The sequence below is a fragment of the Terriglobia bacterium genome (genome assembly GCA_020073205.1).
Classification (GTDB): Bacteria; Acidobacteriota; Polarisedimenticolia; order Polarisedimenticolales; family JAIQFR01; genus JAIQFR01.
The window spans coordinates 15,644-34,896 of record JAIQFR010000018.1 but is presented as its reverse complement, the minus strand read 5'-3'; the positions used below and the strand labels follow the sequence as shown (position 1 = coordinate 34,896).

Below are 19,253 nucleotides of genomic sequence, written 5' to 3'. Positions count from 1 at the left end.
GAGGAGAGCGACATGCCGCATGCCAGGTACCTGATCGTCGGTGGAGGTATGGCCGGCGAGGCCGCGATCCACGGCATTCGCGAGGCGGACCGCGAAGGCTCCGTCGCCCTGTTCGGCACCGAGCCCGACCCGCCCTACGACCGCCCGCCTCTTTCGAAGGGACTCTGGAAGGACAAGCCGGTCGAGAGCGTGTGGCGAGACACCGAGGGGCTCGAGGTCGGGTTCCACCTCGGCCGCACGGTGGTCTCGCTCGACCCGGGATCGAAGAGCGCGACCGACGACGCCGGGGCGGTCCACACGTTCGACAAGCTGCTCCTGGCCACGGGAGGGGCGCCCCGTCGCCTCCCGTTCGGCGGCGACCGGATCAACTACTTCCGCACGCTTCAGGACTACCGCGAGCTTCGCGCGCTGGCGGATCGGGGGCGGCGCTTCGCCGTGATCGGCGGAGGATTCATCGGTTCCGAGATCGCCGCCGCCCTGGCCATGAACGGGAAGGACGTGACGATGATCTTCCCCCAGGAGACCATCGGGGCCCGCGTGTTCCCGCACGACCTGGGCCTGTTCCTCAACTCCTTCTACGCCGGGAAGGGGGTCACCGTGCTTCCGGGGCAGACGGCCGCACGGTTGGAGCCGCAAGGAGATCGCCTCTCCCTCGAGGTCCACCCTGCGGGCAGCCCGATACGGCAGGCGATCGGGGTGGACGGCGTCGTGGCGGGCATCGGCATCCGCCCGCTCGTCGAGCTGGCGCAGGCCGCGGGTCTCGAAGTGGACGGCGGGATCGTCGTGGACGAGACGCTGCGGACGAGCCACGGGGACATTTACGCGGCGGGCGACGTGGCGTCCTTCCACAGCCCCGTGCTGGGCAAGCGGATCCGCGTCGAGCACGAGGACAACGCCAACACCATGGGACGAGCCGCCGGCCGCGCCATGGCAGGATCGGGGGAGCCCTACCGCCACCTCCCCTTCTTCTACTCGGACCTCTTCGAGCTGGGGTACGAGGCCGTCGGCGAGATCGACTCGCGCCTCGAGATCGTCGCGGACTGGAAGGAGCCGCACCGCGAGGGAGTGGTGTACTACCTGAGGAGCGGCCGCGTCCGAGGGGTGCTCCTCTGGAACGTCTGGGAGCAGGTCGAGGCGGCGCGCCGCCTGATCGCCGAGCCGGGTCCGTTCCGCCCCGCCGACCTCCGCGGACGGCTCCCCGAGGCTCGCTGAGGTCGAAGGCGCCCCGGCGCGGGCTCCGTTCGCGCCGCCCTTCAGCTCCACCAGGCCCATCGGGCCAGGTACGGATCGACGGCCAGCAGCAGCATCACCGCCAGCGCGTAGGCGTTGATCCCGTGGAACGCGCGCCAGAGCGACCGGGTCTCTCCGCCGCCGCGGAGGACGTAGGCGCCGAGCCCTCCCAGGAAGAGCGCGGAGGCCGCGAGGCCGAGGACGACGGGCGGCGACGACGTGAGGCCGTAGAGCGGGAGCAGGAGGGAGGACGCGGCCGTCGTGATCATCCAGACGAAGGTCAGCCGCGCGAGCCGCCGCCGGCTGAGGAGCGCCGTCAGGGTCGGGAATCCGCCGCGCTCGTAGTCCCGGCCGAACAGGAGGAGGAGGAGCCAGAAGTGAGGGATCTGCCAGACGAAGAAGAAGAACGACAGGCACAGGATCCGCGGGTCGGCGGGGCTCCCTCCGGCGGCCGTCCAGCCGATCGCGGGCGGCAGCGCTCCGATGAACGCGCCCGGGACGACGGCCAGGGCGGTCACCCGCTTGAGCGGCGTATAGATCCCGTTGTACCAGGCCACCGCGAGGAGCCCGAGGAGCGAGGTCGCGATGCCGTGCGCCGCCAGCAGGAGGGCGAAGCCCGAGCTGATGAGGAGCGCCGAGAAGACGAGCGCCGCGGCCGGCGCCAGGACGCCGGCGGGGAGGGGTCGCGCGCGGGTCCGCTCCATGCGGCCGTCGGCCTCCCGCTCCTGCCACTCGTTCAGGACCGAGGCGCCGGCGGAGAGCAAGAGCGTGCCGCCGCAGGCGGACAGCACGCCCCATCCGAGCCCTCGCGCGAAGACCGCGTAGCCGGTGGCCGCCGACAGCGTGGAGAGGCTCGCGATCCGGATCTTGGTCAGCACCGCGAGCGCGCGAGCGAGCGCCGCCGGCTCGAGGGGACGGGCGACCGCGAGGCTCAGGGGCACGGGATCACCTCAGGGTCTTCAGGTACGCGATGACGTCCTCGATCTCCCGGTCCGTGAGGGCGGCCGGGTCCATCGCGGCCGGGTACCCCTTCACGATCTCGGCGGCGGGATCCAGGATCGCGCGCCTCAGGTACGCGTCGTCGGCGACGACCTCGGTCGTCCGGCCGCGCGCCACCACGAGCCGCTTGGCGCCGTAGAGCCCCTTGAACGTCGGCCCCACCATCGGCGTCCCGTCCACGGAGTGGCAGGAGAGGCAGAGGTTCGAGTCCAGGACGGCGCGCGCGGACGCGAGGCCCGGCGCGCCGCCGGCGGCTTCCTTCGCCGCGGCCGGTTCCTTCCCGGGCGGCGGTGCGTTCTCGTCGGCGAAGTACCACTTCTTGAATTCGGGAACGCTCAGGACGTGGACCTTCGAGAGCATGAACGAGTGGTTCACGCCGCATATCACCGTGCACTGGATGTCGAACGTGCCGGGGGCCTCCGGGGTGAACCAGAGGAAGTTGTTCTTCCCCGGAACCGCGTCCACCTTGACTCGGAACGCCGGGATGTAGAACCCGTGGATCACGTCGAGCGAGCGCACCTCGACGCGAACCGGCTCGCCCAGGGCCACGTACAGCTCGTCCGTGATCCGCCCGCTCGGGTACTTGAAGCTCCAGGCCCACTGCCGGCCCGTCCCCAAAACCACCATCGCGTCGCGCGGAGGGTTGCGCATGTACTCGAAGTTCGTCCAGCCGAAGTAGAACATCCCCATGAAGAGGGCGAGGGGGATGACGGTCCACGTCACCTCGAGCCAGGCGTGCCCCTCGATGTCCTCTCCCACCGGGTTGCGCTTCCTGGCGTAGCGGATCACGAAGTAGACCATCGTCGCCGTGATGCCGACGAGGAACAGCACGCAGAGGGCGAGGATGGCCAGGAAAATGGTGTCCACCCTCTCCACGATGCCGGCGGCGTGCGGGTCGAAGGGCACCTTGCTCCTCAGGCGAAGCGCACCAGGACGTCCGAGAACAGCAGCCCCAGGAAGATGAGCAGCGTGCCGAGGGCCACGAGCAGCATCGTCTTGAGGAGCAGTCCCTCGTACTTGAGGTGCATGAAGAAGTAGAAGACCAGCCCCGCCTTGAGAGGGGTGATCGTCAGCATCGCCGGGACGGACAGGGCCTCGTGGAACGCCCGGCTGACGAAGACCAGGATCGCCGTCAGGACGACCAGCGCCCCCCACACCCTGAGGAGCGTCGGGTACGGGATGACGTGTCCGGTCGGGTGCTCCATCGCGCCCTCCTCACGCCGCCAGGTAGAACAGCGGCAGGAGGAATATCCAGATGACGTCCACCAGGTGCCAGTAGAGCCCCGCGTTCTCCAGCTTCACGTAGTCGTCGCTCGTGATCCGGTCCCTCGTCACGAGGTAGAGCATCGCTCCGAGGACGCCGATCCCCGCCAGGACGTGGACCCCGTGCAGGCCGGTCATGGTGAAGTAGAGGCCGAAGAACAGGTTCGATCCGGGGGGGCGCTTCAAGAGCTCGGCCCCGTTCGGGTACATCCCGCGGCCGATCTCGGCGCTCCACTCGACGTACTTGTCCACGAGGAAGACGGCGGCCAAGAGGAGCGTGGCCGAGAGGAGGAGCTGCGCCTGGCGCTTCGCCCCCTTCTGGACGGCGGTGATCGACATCGCGACGGTCAGGCTGCTGGTCAGGAGGACGAGGGTGTTGGCGACGCCGATCACCACGTTCAGCTCCTGCCCCCCCTCGTGGAACTCGTGCGGGTACTTCATCCGGTAGGCGGAGTACAGGAGGAACAGCCCCCCGAATAGGATCAGCTCCGTGAACACGAAGAGCCACATCCCGATCTTCGCGCCCTGGTAGTCCCGGTGCGGCGCCTCGGCGGCGGTCTCCCTCCCGGTCATCTCCCCTTCCCCGGATTGAACACGTACGGCCCGCCTGTGATCGTCGGGATCTCGTGGAAGTTCTCCACGGGCGGCGGCGACGGGATCGTCCACTCGAGGGTCACCCCCCCCCACGGGTTGGCCGTCGCCTTCCCGCCGCGGAAGAGCGCGACCACGAAGTTGCCGAAGAGGATGAGGAGCCCCGACGCGAGGAGCCACGAGCCGACCGTCGCCACCACGTGGCCGGTGTGGAACTGCGGCAGGTGCTGGAAGTAGCGCCGCGGCATCCCCATCCACCCGAGGACCAGCATGGTGAAGTAGAGCATGTTGAAGCCGATGAAGATCGGGAACCAGGCGAACGTCGCCACCTTCCGGTTGTACGTCCTCCCGAACATCTTCGGGAACCAGTGGAGGAGCGCCGCGAAGAAGGCCATCCCGGTCCCGCCGAACATCACGTAATGGAAGTGCCCCACGATCCAGTAGGTGTCGTGCAGGTGGACGTTCACCGCGAGCGCCCCCTGGATGATCCCGGTCAGCCCGCCGATGGAGAACAGGAAAACGAAGGTCAGCGCGAAGAGCATCGCGGGAGACAGGTCGATGGAACCCTTGTAGAGGGTCGCGGTCCAGTTGAACACCTTGATCGCGCTGGGGATCGCCACCAGGAACGTGAGGAGCGAGAACACCATGTTGGCCGTCTCGCTCATGCCGCTGGTGAACATGTGGTGCGCCCAGACCAGGGACCCCACCCCCGCGATCGCGATCGAGGAGTACGCGATCGCCTTGTAGCCGAAGGCCGCCCTGTGGGCGTGCGTCGGGATGACCTCGGAGACGGCGCCCATGGCCGGCAGGATCATGATGTAGACGGCGGGGTGCGAGTAGATCCAGAACAGGTGCTGGTAGAGGATCGGGTCCCCGCCCTTGGCGGGGTCGAACACCCCGATGCCGAAGATCCGCTCGAGCATCACCAGGAGGAGCGTGATCCCGAGGATCGGGGTCGCGAGGACCTGGATCCAGCCGGTGGCGTACACCGACCAGACGAACAGGGGCATCCTGAAGAACGTCATCCCCGGCGCCCGCATGCGGTGGACGGTGGTGATGAAGTTGAGCCCGGTGAGGATCGAGGAGAAGCCGAGGATGAACACCGCGAACACCGCCAGCGTCACGTTGGTGCCGGTCCTCAGGCTGTAGGGGGCGTAGAAGGTCCACCCGGTGTCGGGCGGGCCGCTTCCGGTGAAGAGCGACGCGATCGCGAGCAGGGCGCCGGCGACGAAGAAGTACCAGGAGGCGAGGTTCAGGCGGGGGAACGCGACGTCGCGCGCGCCGATCAGGATCGGGAGGAAGAAGTTCCCGAACACCGCCGACAGCCCCGGAATCACGAACAGGAAGATCATGATCACGCCGTGGACGGTGAACAGGGCGTTGTAGGTCTGGGGCGCGATCATCGTCGGGTTCATGCTCAGCGCCACGAGCCGCATCGTCACGCCCAGCGCGACCCCGACGAAGAAGAACGACACCATGCAGGCGAGGTAGAGGATCGCGATCCTCTTGTGGTCGGTGGAGAGGATCCAGCCGAGAATCCCCCGCCGGCGCCCCGCGTCGAGGTAGCTGCCCGCGTCGAGCGCGGCGGTCGCTGTCGTGCCCATCCTTGGAGCCCCTCCTCGAGCGGCGCTAGCCGGCGCTCCGTTCGTTCGTGCCGCGCTTCCTCGACCGCCCCTTCGAGATCAGGGCCGCCAGGAGCGCGGCCGCCGCCAGGAGGATGATCGTGCCGGCGACGCGCGTCACGCTGAAGACGTACCTCCGCCCCTCGGCATCGTAGCTGAAGCAGAAGCGGAGCCACTTGTTCACGGTCGGAAGCGCGATCCCCTGGGCGGCGAAGCCGACCGCGGTCTCGAGCTCCGCCGGGAGGTAGTCCATTCCGTAGAGGTACCGGGTCACCCGCCCCGTGGGCGAGAGGACGATGATCGCCGCGGGGTGGGCAAAGCCCCCGTCCTGCCGCCGGAACTTGAAGCCGACCGCGTCCGCCAGCGCCTTCGTCGAGGCCGCGTCGCCCGTGAGGAAGCGCCAGCCCTCGGGAGGCACGGGGCGTTTCATGAGCTCGAGGTAGTTCGCGCGCTTCCGCTCGGCGATCTCGGGAGTGTCCCGATCGTCGAAGCTCACGGTCAGGACCTTGAATTCCTTCCCCGGCTCGAGGTCCATCCGCTCCAGGACGGCCGCGAGGTTGTTGAGCTGAGGCGTGCAGACCATGGCGCAGCGGAAGTAGTTGAGGGTGAGGAGCACGGGCCGGTCGAGGAGGCGGCCGAGCGCCACCTTGTGCCCCCCCTCGTCGACGAGCGTGAGGTCCAGGGGAACCTGCCCCCCCAGCTTCTCGAAGATCCCGATCTCTCCCGGCGGCGGCGCGACGACGTCCCCGGCGCGCGAGGCCGGCGCCAGGCAGGCCGCGGCCGCGAGGACGACGAGCGACGCGGATCCTCTCAACCCTTTTCCCCCTCCCGATCGAACACCGGGAACATGGCCGTGGGCTCGATTCTGTCCCGCGCGAGGGAGCGCCGCAAGCGCCCGGTCGATCCCTTTCATCGCGGAGCCGCCCGGAGCAGCTCGCGGTGGAGCGCCCCCCAGTCGTCGGCGTCGAGCGTCGCGACGGAGACCGCGAAGCCGTCGCCGGGCGCCCCCGGAACGACGGCGGCCGCGAGCGCCGCCGGCGTCTCTCGCCAGCGCGGCGAGCGGGCGAGGGTCAGGGCCGCTCGACTCCCGTCCACGATCGCCGCGCGGAGGAGAGCGGATCCCCGGTCCCCCGCAGGGCCCTCCGGCACCGCCAGGGGAGCGACCGGCGCCTCCTCGGCCTCGAGCCTCGTCATCGCCAGGCTCACCGGTATCCGGTTCGGCACCCTCTCAGGCGCCGACGCGAACTGCTTCGCAAACGCTGCGAGCGCGGCCGGCTCCTCCGGCCCGTGCGGGAATTCGCCGAGGGATTGGACGAAGTGCGTAAGCGCCATCCGGTCCCTCGCGGGCAGGAAGTCCCAGGAGGTCATCGCGGAGCCCGGGATCCCGTCCTCGAGCGTCTTGAAGATCCCCTCGATCCTGTACCCGTGGATCCAGCCGTCGGACTTCGTGAAGTCGCGCGGCCGGGGCACCAGGGTCGCCGAGGCGGGACCGTCGCCCCGTCCTCCGATGCCGTGGCAGGAGGCGCAGTTGCGCGCGAAGATCGCCTTGCCCCGCTCGAGGAGGGCCGGCGTCGCGGTCAGGATCGTCGCGGGATCGACCGGCGGGATCACGTATCCTTTCTGCGGCGTGACCTCGGTCGGATCGAGCCAGCCGCTCTCCCCCTCGGGCGGCGAGACCGGCGGGCCCGCGAGGGGCGCGTTCGCGTTCCTGAGCCCCGGGACCACGATGGACGCGAAGAGGATGGCGATGGCGATCGCCAGGACGACGACCAGGAGCGTCGAGAGCAGGCGCTTCAGCTCTTCCGGGCCGACGTACTGCTCGATCACAGGCGGTACTCCAGGCTCTCCTCGAGGAACGGATCGCCCACGGCCATGTCCTCACCGACCGTCATCGCCCTCCTGAGCCAGAGTAGCGCGATCCCGCCGAAGAAGAGCGCGAAGCTCGCCTCCGGCCAGGACGGGAGCGGGCCCGTACCCGACGCCGGTAGGATCAGCCAGTACAGGTCCAGGAAGTGGGCCACGAGGAACAGCACCGCCGCGCGGCGCAGGCTCGCGGGCCGCCCCTTCGCGTCGCGCGGGATCATCACGAAGAACGGGATCACGAAGTGGAGCGCGCCGATGAGGACGGCGAGGACGAGCCAGCCCCCCTCGAGCCTCTCCCGGTACCAGAACACCTCCTCGGGGAGGTTCCCGTACCACTGGAGGAGGTACTGGGCGAACGCGATGTACCCCCAGAACACGGCGAACGCGAAGAGCCAGCCCCCGAGGCCGTAAAGGTTGTCGAAGCGGACTCCCGGCAGCCGCCCGCGGTCCTTGAGGTACAGCACGGCCAGCGAGACCGCGGCGAGGCCGGCGAGGAACGAGCCCGCGAAGACGTAGACCCCGAAGATGTCGCTGTACCACTCGGGCTCCATGCTCGACATCCAGTCGAACGCCGCGAGGGTGAGGGTCAGCGCGAAGATCGCCATGAACGCCGGGGCGAACCGGCGGGCGCGAACGTTGAATCCCGGATCCCGCGTCCGGTCCTGCCGCACCGATCCGCCCACGAACACCCGGTAGGAGAGGAGCCAGAGGGCGACCGAGACGAGGACCCGGACCGAGAAGAACGGGACGTTCAACCACGCGGCCTTGCCGGCGATCGCGGGCTTCAGGGCCGCTTCGGGGCGGGTCCAGGGGTAGAGCACCGGGAGCGCGAGGAGCGCGATCAGCGCGACGGGCGCCACGAGGACGACGAGGCCGGCGACCCGCTCCGCGGTCCTGCGGATCGGCACGCTCCAGCGGACGTCCGCCAGGTGCTCGAGCGCGACGAGGAAGAGCGCGCCCAGGCCGACGGTCAGGAGGAACATGAACCAGAGGAGCCAGTTCGCCCAGAACCGCGCCGGTCCCGCGGCGAGCCAGGTCGCCGCGAGCCCCACGGCGCCCGCCGAGGCCATGAGGGCGGGCACGCGGCCCGACGGCCCCCGGGGCGCGCTCATCGGAGGTCCTCGTCTTTCGCGTTCTGCGCCCGCTGCAGGACCCGGACGTAGTGCACCGCCGCCCATCGCTCGTCCTCGGTCAGGTCGGCGGCGTAGGAGGGCATCGAGTTCTTCCCCCGCATGATCACGTGGTAGATCTGCCCGTCGGCGAGGCCCAGGATCGCCCGCGACTGGAGGTTGGCGGGCTTCGCGCCGTAAGCCGCGGTGAGGGTCGGCACCCCGTTCCCGAGCGCGCCGTGGCAGACGATGCAGTGGTTCTCGTAGGCCCTCCGCCCGAGCCTGAGCACCTCCGCCGTGCGCGGGAGCGGATTCACGAGGGCCGCGGCCTCCTCCTCGGTCCGGATCGTGCACGGGACGTGCTCTCGATCGACGGTCCCCGAGACCGGCGGCCGCATGCCGTGGCCGTCGGGGAAGAACGCGCTCCCCTTCTGAGCGTCGAGCCTCGGCTGCTCCAGCATGTGGACCATCGGCGGCATCACCGGAACCAGCTTCACCCCCCAGTAGGTGGCGTAGCCCGCCACCGCGCAAGAGAGGGCGATGCCGAGCGCCGACCGCGAGACGAAGCGGAGTGGGATCGGCCCTCGCTCCGCCGGCACGGTCAGGACCTCGATCTCCAGCGCTCCGGCGGCGACGAGCGCCGCCCGCGCCGGCTCGACGGCGAGCGGGACGCTCCCGGCCTCGACGGCGAGCGCGAACCGGTCGCGGGTGATCGAGGCCATCGCCTTGGAGCCGTGGAGCGGGTGGCCGAAGAACGGGAGCCGCGCCAGGAGGTGCAGCATCCCGAGGCCGGCGGTGAACGTCGCGAAGAGGACGGTCACCTCGAACATGATCGGGACGAAGGCCTGCCACGAGAAGGGCGTCTTGCCCCCGGTGATCAGCGGGTAGTCCAAAGCACTCGTCCACCACTCGAACACCATCGCGGTGATCGCGCCGAGCGCCCCCGCGACCAGCGTCATCCCCGCCAGCGGCGACTTCCTGGTCCCGAGCACCTCGTCGATGCCGTGCACGGGGTAGGGGGTGTACGCCTCCAGGCGGCCGAGCCGCTGGGGCTCGATCCGCGCCGCCGCGTCCACGAGCGCCTCTGCGCTGTCGAAGAGCCCCAGCACGGCGAAGGCGCGCTCACTCATGGCCGCCCCCGCCGTGGGAAGGCTGGGCTCCCGGGAGGCTCGCCTTGACCTCGCTGGTCGCGATCACCGGGAGGACGCGCGCGAACAGGAAGACGAACGTGAAGAACATGCCGAACGAGCCCAGCAGGATCCCGAGGTCCACGAGGGTCGGCTTGTACAGATGCCACGACGACGGGAGGTAGTCGTGGTGAAGGGAGACCACGATGATGACGAACCGCTCGAGCCACATCCCGACGGTGACCGCTAGCGCGACGAAGAGCATCACGGGATACGAGCGCCGGAAGCGCGGGACCCAGAAGACGTGCGGTATCAGAACGTTGCAAGCGATCGTGAGCCAACCGGCCCACCCGTAGGGTCCCCAGACGTACTGGAGGAAGATGGACTTGAGGTACGGGTTCTGGCTGTACCAGGCCGTGAACCCCTCCATGGCGTAGGCGTACCCCATCAGGCACGACATCCCGAGGATCAGCTTGTTCATCACGTCCAGGTGGTAGTCGGTGATCAGGTTCTTGAGGTGCATCGTCTCGCGAACGACCACCAGCACGATGACCACCATGGCGAACCCGGCGAAGATCGCCCCGGTGACGAAGTAGGGCGGGAAGATCGTCATGTGCCAGCCGGGCACGATCGAGACCGCGAAGTCGAACGACACGACGCTGTGCACCGACAGGACGAGGCCGGTGGCGAGGCCGGCGAGCAGTAAGTACGCCTTCTCGTAGTGCCGCCAGTGGGTGGAGGCGCCACGCCAGCCGACACTGAAGATCGCGCACAGGGTCTTGCGGACCTTCCCTTGCGCCCGCTCGCGCATGGAGGCGATGTCCGGGATGAGGCCGAGGTACCAGAACAGCAGGGAGACGCTGAAGTAGGTGCTCACGGCGAAGACGTCCCAGATCAGCGGCGAGCGGAAGTTGGGCCAGATCGCTCTCTGGTTCGGGTAAGGAAACAGCCAGAACGCCACCCAGGGTCGGCCCACGTGGATCAGCGGGAAGATCGCCGCGCACATGACCGCGAAGATCGTCATGGCCTCGGCGAACCGCGCGATGGCGTTGCGCCACGTCGCGCGGAACAGGAGCAGGATCGCCGAGATCAGCGTGCCGGCGTGGCCGATTCCGACCCAGAACACGAAGTTGATGATGCCGAAGCCCCAGTACACCGGGCGGTTGTTCCCCCAGACGCCGATCCCCATGTAGAACGTGTACAGGATCAGCGAGCCGCCCAGGGCGAAGATCACGAGCGAGATCAGGAAGCCGGCCCACCAGGCTCGCGTGGGGCGCGCCACCGTGAGCTGCAGCACCTGATCGTCGAGGGAGCCCGCCGTCACCTTCCCCTCGAAGACCTCCTTCGGCCGGAGGCTCTGGGGAAGCGTCGCGGCGTCAGCCTTCATGGCCGTCTCCGTCTCCCACGGGGTGGACCAGCCGGGCCAGGTACGTCACCGACGGCTTCACCCCCAGCTCCTCGAGCACGCGATACCCCCGGTCGCTCGCGGAGAGACGGGAGACCTCGCTCGCGGGATCCTTGAGATCGCCGAACACGATCGCGCTCGACGGGCAGGCGGCGGCGCAGGCGGGGACGATCTCGCCGTCCCGGACCTTCCTCCCCTCCCCGTTCGCGCGCTGGCGGACGTCGTCGATCCGCTGGACGCAGAACGTGCATTTCTCCATGACGCCGCGGGGGCGGACCGTGACCTCGGGATTGAACACGAGGCTCAGGGGCTCCGTCTTCTCGGCGTTGTACTCGAAGTAGTTGAACCGGCGGACCTTGTAGGGGCAGTTGTTCGCGCAGTACCGCGTCCCGACGCAGCGGTTGTACGCCATCTGGTTGAGGCCGTCCGGGCTGTGCGTCGTCGCGTTCACCGGGCAGACGGTCTCGCAGGGCGCGTTGTCGCATTGCTGGCAGAGCATCGGCTGGTGGACGACGGCGGGGTTCTCGGGCGGCCCGTCGAAGTAGCGGTCGATCCTGATCCACTGCATCGCACGGCCGCGGCGCACCTGCTCGGGACCCACCACCGGGACGTTGTTCTCCGACTGGCAGGCGACGATGCAGCCGCCGCAGCCGACGCAGGCCGTGAGGTCGATGGCCATCCCCCACTTGTGATCGGGGAACCGCTGCGGCGGGAACAGGGTGGCCAGCTCGTGCTTCCCCTGCTCCATCCCCTCCTTCGCGTATCGGGCCAGCGGCAGGCTCCGGACGATGTCCCGCCCTTCCATCGACCGGTGCATCTGCGCCATCGCCAGCTCGGCACGCGACCCCGTGGAGGCGACTGTCGCCGCGGCGAGGAAGGGGGAGGCCGCTGCGCTCCCCGTTCCCAGGAGCCGCCAGGCGTCGACGCCGACCCCCGTCGCGACGTTCCCCGCGCGGCGCCCGTAACCGAGCGCCAGGGAGACGGTCCCTTCCGCCTGCCCGGGCTGGACGAGCGCCGGGACCTCGATCGACCGCCCGCGCGCCTCCAGCCGGACCACGTCCCCGTCCTCGAGGCCGAGGCGCCGGGCGTCCGCCGGCGAGACGCGCGCCGGGTTCCCCCAGGTCGAGGTCGTCACCGGGTCCGGAAGCTCCTGGAGCCAGCCGTTGTTCGCGTACCGGCCGTCGTGGACCGTGGTGGCCGGATGGAGGAGCAGCTCGAGCTCCGCCCTCGGGGCCGCAGGCGCCACGCCGGCGGTCGCTCGCTCCACCGCCGCGACCCGGATCGCGCGCGGCGGCGCCGGCGCCACGGTGCGCTTCAGGACGCCGTCGTGGAGGGCCGCGTTCCAGAACGCCTCGAACGGAACGGGGCTCGCCGCCGTGTACACCTCTCTTCGCCACCGGTCCTGCAGGTACGCGTGGTAATCCTCCGGGACGCCGGCACCGAGCGCCCGCGCCCAGCCCAGGAGGATCTCCTCCCCTTGCCGGGTGTCGTGGAGGGGACCGACCGCCGGCTGCTGCAGGCTGAGCAGGTCCGTCGAGGTCTCGTGGTCGCCCCAGGACTCGAGCCAGTGGTGCTCCGGAAGGGCGACCGGGCATTCCTCCGCCGTCTCGTCCCGGTGGACGCCGATGAAGATCCTCGCCGGCACGCTCGCCAAGGCAGCCTTGAACAGGGCCGCGTCCGGAAGCCAGTAGCCCGGGTTCACTCCCCAGAAGATCGCGGCGGCGAAGCCTCCGGCCCTCACCTCCCGTAGCGCTTCCGCGAGATCCTCCGCCGTGCCCGGGCCGTCAGCGACCGGGGGCGAGTGAGCCGCGACGACGGTGTGCCCCTCGGCCCCCAGCATCACGTTGAGGAGCGAGGCGGCCACATGCGCCTCCGCAGGAAGCGTCGGCCCCGCCACCACGAGCGCCTCGCGGCCGGCCCTAGCGAGATCCGCGGCGACGGCTTCGAGCAGCCCCGCGGGCGCCTTCACCCGTCCGGCGATCACGTCGAGACCGAACGCGGAGAGGACGTCGGGCGAGAGGCCCGAGGGAAGAGGGATCCCGTGGATTTCGTGCAGCGCGCGGGCGAGCGCGAAAACGAGGAACGCGGAATCCGAGGGGCGCGCGGGCAACCGGTGGTCGGCATTGGTCCCGGTGACGCTCATTCCCGCCTCGACCACCCAGAGCCGGCTCATGGAGCCGTCCCGGTCGACGACGCGACGACGCGATGCGAACTCGCGAATGGCGATGGGGGCCTCGCTATCGATCCCCAGGAAATCGCTCTCGAGGGAGAGGACGACCTCCGCCCGGTCGAACCGCAGCCGGGGCCGTCGAGCGTCGCCGAAGCAGGCCACGGCGGCATCGCGCGGCCCCGGTCCGACGAGCGGCTCGACCGCGACGTGCCTGAGACCGGGAAGGACGCGGCGGAGCTCCTCGATCAGGGCCCGGCGGGTCGGCGACACGACGGCCCCCGTCACCAGGAGGACCGGCCGGCGCGACGCTGCCGCTGCCCTCAGCGCCGGGACGACCCGGCGCTCCGCCTCGGTCCAGGTCGTGGGCTTCCCGTCCAGGTGCGGTCGCCTCAACCGGTCGGGATCGTAGAGGCGAAGGATGTCGGCAATCGCCCGGAGATGCGTCTTCCCGGCGTAGTCAGGGTGCTCATCGTTCCCTTCGATGTGGATCGGCCGTCCCTCCCGCACCTTCACCAGCACGCCGAAGGCGGACGTCCCCTCCTGGAAGGTGCTGGCGTAGTGGTTCGCGACACCGGGGACGACTTCGGGCGGCCTCTTGGTGTACGGGACGATCGTCCCCCGCTGCGGACTGGAGCAGGACGCGCCCGACGCGATCGCCGCCGACGCGCCGAGCAGGCCGAGGAAGCGCCGCCTGGAGAGGCCATCGACCGGAATCTCCGGCGGCTCCCCCACGCCGTGCGCGGCCCGGGCGACGAGCTCGTCCTCGGTCGGCGGGAGGCCGTGGTACTCGGCCAGCGACCGCCAGTATCGTCTCGCCGTCACCGCGGACCCTCCTCGCGCGGGACGGAGTGGCGCGGCGGCGTGGTGCGCGTCAGGGGCCGGGGTCGTGACGGCCCCGGTTCGATCCGCCCCAAGGGATCCGCCGGCTCGTTCGCGGAATCGCCGAGGGAAGACCGGCTCCCGGCCACCCGGGAAGACGCGAGGCCTCCCACGAGAGCGGCCAGCATCCCGAGGAAGCTCCTGCGGTCGTCGGATCGCGGCATTCCGGTCCTCCGCGTCATCGGTGGCACGCGTTGCAGTGCTCGGGCCCTCGCCGGATCGTCGAGCCAGCGGGAAGGGCGGCCCTGGGGTCGCGATGGCACCCGAGACAGTTGGCCATGCGCATGGACATCCGCCGGGAGACGACGGTCATGGTCTGGACCTCGCCGTGGCAGGTCTGGCACGCGATCCCGGCGTTCACGTGCGGCCGGTGGTCGAAGTAGACGTAATCCGGAAGCGTGTGGACCCGTACCCACTCGAGGGGATGGCCGGACTCGAAGACGTCGGTCAGCTCCTTGATCGCGGGGCGATCGGTCTTGGTGACCCGGTGGCAGTTCATGCAGGTCTCGACCGCCGGAATCCCCGCATGCCGCGAGCGATCCGCTCCCGAATGGCAGTAGAGGCACGGGATCTTCAGCGTCCCCGCGTGAAGCGCGTGCGAGTACGGGATCGGCTGCTCGGGGGCGTACCCGCGTGCGAAGCGATCCGGCTGCGCGAACCAGCCCACGGCCCCCACGGTCGTGAGGAGGCATGCCGCTCCGATCGGCAGGACGAATCGCACGAAGCGATCCCAGGGATGCACCCGCCCTCCGGCGCGCTCTGGCCCCGATTGCGCCTTCCCCGCCCCCCCCCCCCAGCCCGGTCCTCCTCCATATGGAGAAGGTCCTCCGGGCACGAAAGGGGATCTTAACCCGGTTTTCGGCAGGACGAAACTCCCGGAGTCGACCTCGCCCGGAGCGCCGCGCCGATCGGGGTCGTCACCGGTGGGGCACGATGCTACCGGCGCCGCGCCAGGGCCTCCCGCGCGCTCCGGAGGTGATCGCGGATCGATTCGGAGTCCGGCCGGACGCGAAGCGCCTCATCGTACTGCGCGATGGCCTCGGGGAGCCGGCCCGCCTGGACCAGGGCGAGTCCCAGGCCGTCGTGGGCCTCGACGAAGTCCGGCCGGATCCTGAGCGCCCGCTCGTAGTGCTCGATGGCCTCCCGGACCCGGCTCTGGCGGAGCAGGACGACCCCGAGATTGTTGTGGGCATCGGCGTAGTCCGGCCTGGAGCGGATCGCTTCGCCGTAGTGCGCGATGGCCTCGTCGAGACGCTCCGCGCCGGCCAGGACGTTTCCCAGATTGAAGTGGGCCTCGGGATAGCCAGGCTTGAGCTGCAACGCCCGCTCGAAGTGCTCGGTCGCCTCGCGGACCCGACCCTGCCGGGCGAGGACGAGGCCGAGGTTGCTGTGCGCCTCAGCATTGTCCGGCGTGCGGTCGAGCACGCGCTCGTAGGTCGCGATCGCCTCGGCGTCCCGCCCCTCCTGGAGGAGCGCGACCCCGAGGTTGACGCGGGCCTCGGTGTAATCGGTCTTGAGCTCGAGCGCACGATCGAGCTGCTCGACGGCTTCGGGAATCCGGCGGTCCTGGAGCAGCGCGCGTCCCAGGTTGTTGCGGACCTCGGCGAGGTCCGGCCGGAGCTGCGCCGCGCGCGTCAGGAGATCGATCGCCTCGCGGTTCCGACCCTCGCCCGCCAGGAAGTTGCCCAGGTTGTTGTACGCCATCCAGCAGCCCGGATTCCGCGCGAGGGTCGTCCGATACAGCGTCTCCACGTCGCTGTACGTCGCGCTCTGCCGAAAGGTCAGGAGCGCCAGCACGCACGGGAGCGCCACCGCCGGCGCCCGGCTCGCCCAACGCGGCACGCTTCCCAGGCGCGCGGCGCCGAGAGCGATCCCCGCCGACGCCAGGGCGATCGGCCCCAGGCTCGGCAGGTACTGGAAGTGGTCCGCCACGAACGAGAAGCGGAACGGATAGACGTTGAGGAAGCCCAGGACCGGGAAGAGGGTTCCCACGAAGAACAGGTACGCCGCCAGAGGTCCACGCCACCGCCGGCGCAGGAGCCACAGGGCCAGAACGAGCGCGCCCGCGGCCAGCGGGAACAGGTACTGCCATGCGATGTCCTGGCGCACCTCCCATCGCGGATAGATGAAGGTCAGGTTCGCCGGCCAGAGCAGCTTGCCCAGGTAGAACCAGGTCACGCGGCCCGCGAGCAGACAGCGCTCCACCGCGGTCAGCGAGAACGCTTCACCCTGGGCCCCGACGAGCGCGCGCTCCACCCACGCGGTCGCGAGGCCCGCGGCGGCGCCCATGCCGAGCCAGGGCAGGAGCGGCAGCGCGTCGCGTCTCACGGCGAGACGTCCCCGCCGCCACCAGAAGACTACCAGCAGCGCCGCCGGAAGCGTGGCGGTGACCGTCTTGCTCAGCAGCCCGAGGACGAACAGCCCCGTCGCCAGGACGTACCAGCGCACGCGCCGGTCCTCGTCGAACCGGAGGTAGGCCCAGGCTGACCCGAGGTAGAACACGGCCGACAGTGTGTTCTTGAGCTCCGTGATCCACGCCACCGACTCGACGTGCACCGGGTGCAGCGCGAAGACCGCCGCGGCGAGGTAGGCCCCGGGGATCTTCACCCGGAGCAGGACTCGCCACACGAGGACGGCCGCCAGAGCGTGGAGCAGGATGTTCGCCAGGTGATAGCCGAGAGTGTCGTCGCCCCAGAGCCGGTGCGCGAGCCAGAACGCGCTGTGCGCCAGCGGGTAGTACTGCTGCGTGGCGCCCAGCTCGAGCCAGATCCTGGAGAGCCCGTGCAGCGAGCGGAGATCCGGCCGGGTCACGTGGGCGTCGTCGTCCCAGATGAGCCCGCCGTGGATCGCTGGGAGGTAGATGACGAGCGTCGCACCGACGAGGAGCGCCGCCGCGAGCAAACCGGTGAGGCGGGACGTCCCCCGGACCGAGGTGAGAGACCGCGTCATCGCGAGGTGATTCTGACGAATCCCGGGGGCCGCGACAAGGCGTTCGCGACGAATCGCCTTAAGATGGTGTTCGGGAACAGGAGGATCCGGCCATGAAGCGTGTATTCGCGATCCTGCTCGTCGCCGTCGCTCTCGTCGGCGTCGCCGCGCTCTTCACCTCGACGCCGGCCAGCGCGAGGGCCACCTGCGCAGGCGTCCGTTGCATCCCGTGTCCCGACGGCTACCACCTTCGCATGGTGCCGCCGAATTGCTGCCAGTGCGTGCATAACTGACCCGAGCGGCGGGCTACCTCCGCTTCAGGACCGAGAGGAACCAGCCGGACTTCGGCGCCCTGAGGGCGGCGTCCGCACCCCAGGCGTAATCGGTCCGGTCGGGAGCGACGATGTCCGCCAGGCCGACCTGCGTGTAGTTCCGTCCCAGGAAGCCGCCCAGCCACTCCTCGACCCGCCGCGGAACCGCCATGTGCGCCGGGTCCGACGCCCAGATCGGCGAGAACACCAGGTAGTCCGGGCGCGACGCCTCGATCTCCCGGATCAGGTCCACCTGCATGGTCTCCGCGTAGGGCTGCCGCTCGGTCATCGGGAACATGTAGAGGTACCCCGTGGCGGAGCGGCGGCGCGAGAGGAAGTAGATCTCGGGCTCCGAGCCGAGCACCGCGATGCGAGCGTCCCGCGCGGCGTGCTCGTCGATGTACCTCGCGACGACCGCCGCCTCTGGGAAGGGGTTCAGCCGGTAGACCGCGCGGCAGGCCTCGAGCGGGGTCATCTCGAAGTAAAACTCCCTTCCCTGGACCACCGACAGCAGGGCGGCCGCCGCGAACACCCCCGAGGCGAGCCAAGGTCTCCCCTTCGCACCCAGCGTTCCGATCGCGACGCCGGCCAGGAGCGCGACCGCCGGGAGCAAGACAACGAAGTAGTGCTCGCGGAAGTAGAAGCCCGGGCAGACGGCCAGGAACGAGAAGGCGGGGAAGGCGGCCATGAACAGGCGCCGGCGACCGCAGGGGTTGTTCCTCCAGAACGCCAGGGGCATCCCCGCCGCAGCCAGGATCCAGATGGGGGTGCTCGCGCGCACCTGCTCCCCGAGCTGCGCGAGGAGGGCGCTCGTCGCGCTCGACAGGGGGACGATGGACACGTAGGCGCGCGCGTAGGAGACCGTCCAGAACCAGAACCTGCCGAAGACCCCCGCCCACCCGAGCAGGAGACATGTCAATCCGAGCGGCAAGGCCGCGCTCGCGAGGAACGCGGCGGATCGCGCGATCACCTTCGGCGGCTCAACCGGGCGCCGGCGGAGGAGCGATCCGACCAGATAGACCGCGCCGAAGGCGGGAAAGAAGACTCCGTGCTGCTTCATGACGAAGGCCAGGCCCAGCAGGAATCCGGCGGCGCTGAGGGTGCCGATGCGGTCGCCGTCGACGGCCCTCAGCAGCAGCACGGTGCCTCCGAGCGCCGCCAGCACGACGAAGTGCGTCGCGTGCGCGGCCGTCCCCATCACGGCCGGGCTCACGGACATCACCGCGTAGCACCCGGCCGACGCGATCCCGGCCAGCGGGCCGTAGAGCCGCCGCCCCAACAGGAACATCAGGGCGATCGCCGCGCCGTTCACCGCGAGCAGCCCCGCGTGGATGCCCCGGGCCGAAGGTCCGAACACGGCCATGAGCAGCGCGTAGGCGGCATACGTGCCCGGGAGCTTCATGTTGTAGGCGAGCTGATAGGGGGGAACGCCCTCGAGCATCAGCTGTCCCGCGTACGCGTACTCCCCCTCGTCGCGCTCCAGCGGGAAATCGAGCATCCGCACGCGGATCAGCGTGGTGAGCGCGACGATCGCGAGGAGCGCGAGCCAAGCCGAGGCCTCGCGCCGGTCTCCCCGCGCCGCCCATTCCCGAAGCACCGACCGCGTCATTGCGGGCACCTCCCTGCCAGCAGCTTCATTGTCCTCTCGGCGCCCCGGGGACTTCAATCCGCTCGCCCGGTTAACGGACCGCCCCTCCGGCGCGTCCTTCTGTAACTTCGGCGATCGCATGGGCGGGCGGTCCGCGGAGACGCTCCC

17 protein-coding genes are annotated in these 19,253 nt (G+C 70.0%); 2 read left to right on the top strand and 15 right to left on the bottom strand.

Features of this window, described 5'->3' with window-relative positions; all coding sequences use genetic code 11:
- Window positions 1–12 precede the first annotated feature (12 nt).
- Window positions 13–1,212 (top strand): NAD(P)/FAD-dependent oxidoreductase, encoded by a 1,200-nt coding sequence (locus tag LAO51_05920; GenBank protein ID MBZ5638281.1) that lies wholly within the window; start codon window positions 13–15, stop codon window positions 1,210–1,212.
- Window positions 1,213–1,253: 41 nt separating this feature from the next.
- On the opposite strand, the gene LAO51_05915 is transcribed toward LAO51_05920, so the two are convergent.
- The 14 genes from LAO51_05915 to LAO51_05850 form a co-directional block, all read right to left on the bottom strand.
- Window positions 1,254–2,171 carry a protoheme IX farnesyltransferase gene (locus tag LAO51_05915; protein MBZ5638280.1) on the bottom strand — a complete coding sequence of 306 codons (918 nt, stop codon included), beginning with the start codon at window positions 2,169–2,171 and terminating at the stop codon, window positions 1,254–1,256.
- A 4-nt stretch (window positions 2,172–2,175) separates the two neighbouring features.
- Window positions 2,176–3,135 (bottom strand): cytochrome c oxidase subunit II, encoded by a 960-nt coding sequence (gene coxB, locus LAO51_05910; GenBank protein ID MBZ5638279.1) that lies wholly within the window; start codon window positions 3,133–3,135, stop codon window positions 2,176–2,178.
- 8 nt (window positions 3,136–3,143) lie between these two features.
- Window positions 3,144–3,434 (bottom strand): cytochrome C oxidase subunit IV family protein, encoded by a 291-nt coding sequence (locus LAO51_05905; protein MBZ5638278.1) that lies wholly within the window; start codon window positions 3,432–3,434, stop codon window positions 3,144–3,146.
- Between the two features lie 10 nt (window positions 3,435–3,444).
- Window positions 3,445–4,065 (bottom strand): cytochrome c oxidase subunit 3, encoded by a 621-nt coding sequence (locus LAO51_05900; GenBank protein MBZ5638277.1) that lies wholly within the window; start codon window positions 4,063–4,065, stop codon window positions 3,445–3,447.
- Window positions 4,062–5,687, bottom strand: a complete 1,626-nt coding sequence (locus LAO51_05895) for a cbb3-type cytochrome c oxidase subunit I (protein MBZ5638276.1) — start codon at window positions 5,685–5,687, stop codon at window positions 4,062–4,064. Before LAO51_05895 ends, LAO51_05900 begins: the two co-directional genes overlap by 4 nt.
- A 25-nt stretch (window positions 5,688–5,712) precedes the next feature.
- A complete protein-coding gene (locus LAO51_05890) occupies window positions 5,713–6,519 on the bottom strand; it encodes an SCO family protein (protein ID MBZ5638275.1) in 807 nt (268 codons plus the stop codon).
- Window positions 6,520–6,614: 95 nt separating this feature from the next.
- A complete protein-coding gene (locus tag LAO51_05885) occupies window positions 6,615–7,532 on the bottom strand; it encodes a cytochrome c (GenBank protein ID MBZ5638274.1) in 918 nt (305 codons plus the stop codon).
- On the bottom strand, window positions 7,529–8,680 hold the full coding sequence (locus tag LAO51_05880) for a quinol:cytochrome C oxidoreductase (GenBank protein MBZ5638273.1): 1,152 nt from the start codon (window positions 8,678–8,680) through the stop codon (window positions 7,529–7,531). Before LAO51_05880 ends, LAO51_05885 begins: the two co-directional genes overlap by 4 nt.
- The gene (locus LAO51_05875; protein MBZ5638272.1) at window positions 8,677–9,807 is read right to left on the bottom strand and encodes a DUF3341 domain-containing protein; all 1,131 of its coding nucleotides are present in this window, start codon (window positions 9,805–9,807) and stop codon (window positions 8,677–8,679) included. The genes LAO51_05880 and LAO51_05875 overlap by 4 nt, the downstream gene beginning before the upstream one ends.
- A complete protein-coding gene (gene nrfD / locus LAO51_05870) occupies window positions 9,800–11,191 on the bottom strand; it encodes a polysulfide reductase NrfD (protein ID MBZ5638271.1) in 1,392 nt (463 codons plus the stop codon). The genes LAO51_05875 and nrfD overlap by 8 nt, the downstream gene beginning before the upstream one ends.
- Window positions 11,181–14,201: a Fe-S-cluster-containing hydrogenase gene (locus LAO51_05865; GenBank protein ID MBZ5638270.1), complete on the bottom strand. Its 3,021-nt coding sequence runs from the start codon at window positions 14,199–14,201 to the stop codon at window positions 11,181–11,183. The genes nrfD and LAO51_05865 overlap by 11 nt, the downstream gene beginning before the upstream one ends.
- Window positions 14,198–14,422 carry a hypothetical protein gene (locus tag LAO51_05860; protein ID MBZ5638269.1) on the bottom strand — a complete coding sequence of 75 codons (225 nt, stop codon included), beginning with the start codon at window positions 14,420–14,422 and terminating at the stop codon, window positions 14,198–14,200. The genes LAO51_05865 and LAO51_05860 overlap by 4 nt, the downstream gene beginning before the upstream one ends.
- A 14-nt stretch (window positions 14,423–14,436) precedes the next feature.
- Window positions 14,437–15,000, bottom strand: coding sequence for a cytochrome c family protein (locus LAO51_05855; GenBank protein ID MBZ5638268.1), 564 nt, complete (start codon window positions 14,998–15,000; stop codon window positions 14,437–14,439).
- Between the two features lie 194 nt (window positions 15,001–15,194).
- Window positions 15,195–17,207, bottom strand: a complete 2,013-nt coding sequence (locus LAO51_05850; protein MBZ5638267.1) for a tetratricopeptide repeat protein — start codon at window positions 17,205–17,207, stop codon at window positions 15,195–15,197.
- A 92-nt stretch (window positions 17,208–17,299) separates the two neighbouring features.
- Here LAO51_05850 and LAO51_05845 point away from each other — a divergent pair, with 92 nt between their 5' ends.
- Entirely contained in the window at window positions 17,300–17,479 is a 180-nt protein-coding gene (locus LAO51_05845) for a hypothetical protein (GenBank protein MBZ5638266.1), read from the top strand.
- Between the two features lie 13 nt (window positions 17,480–17,492).
- On the opposite strand, the gene LAO51_05840 is transcribed toward LAO51_05845, so the two are convergent.
- On the bottom strand, window positions 17,493–19,106 hold the full coding sequence (locus LAO51_05840; protein ID MBZ5638265.1) for a glycosyltransferase family 39 protein: 1,614 nt from the start codon (window positions 19,104–19,106) through the stop codon (window positions 17,493–17,495).
- Window positions 19,107–19,253 lie beyond the last annotated feature (147 nt).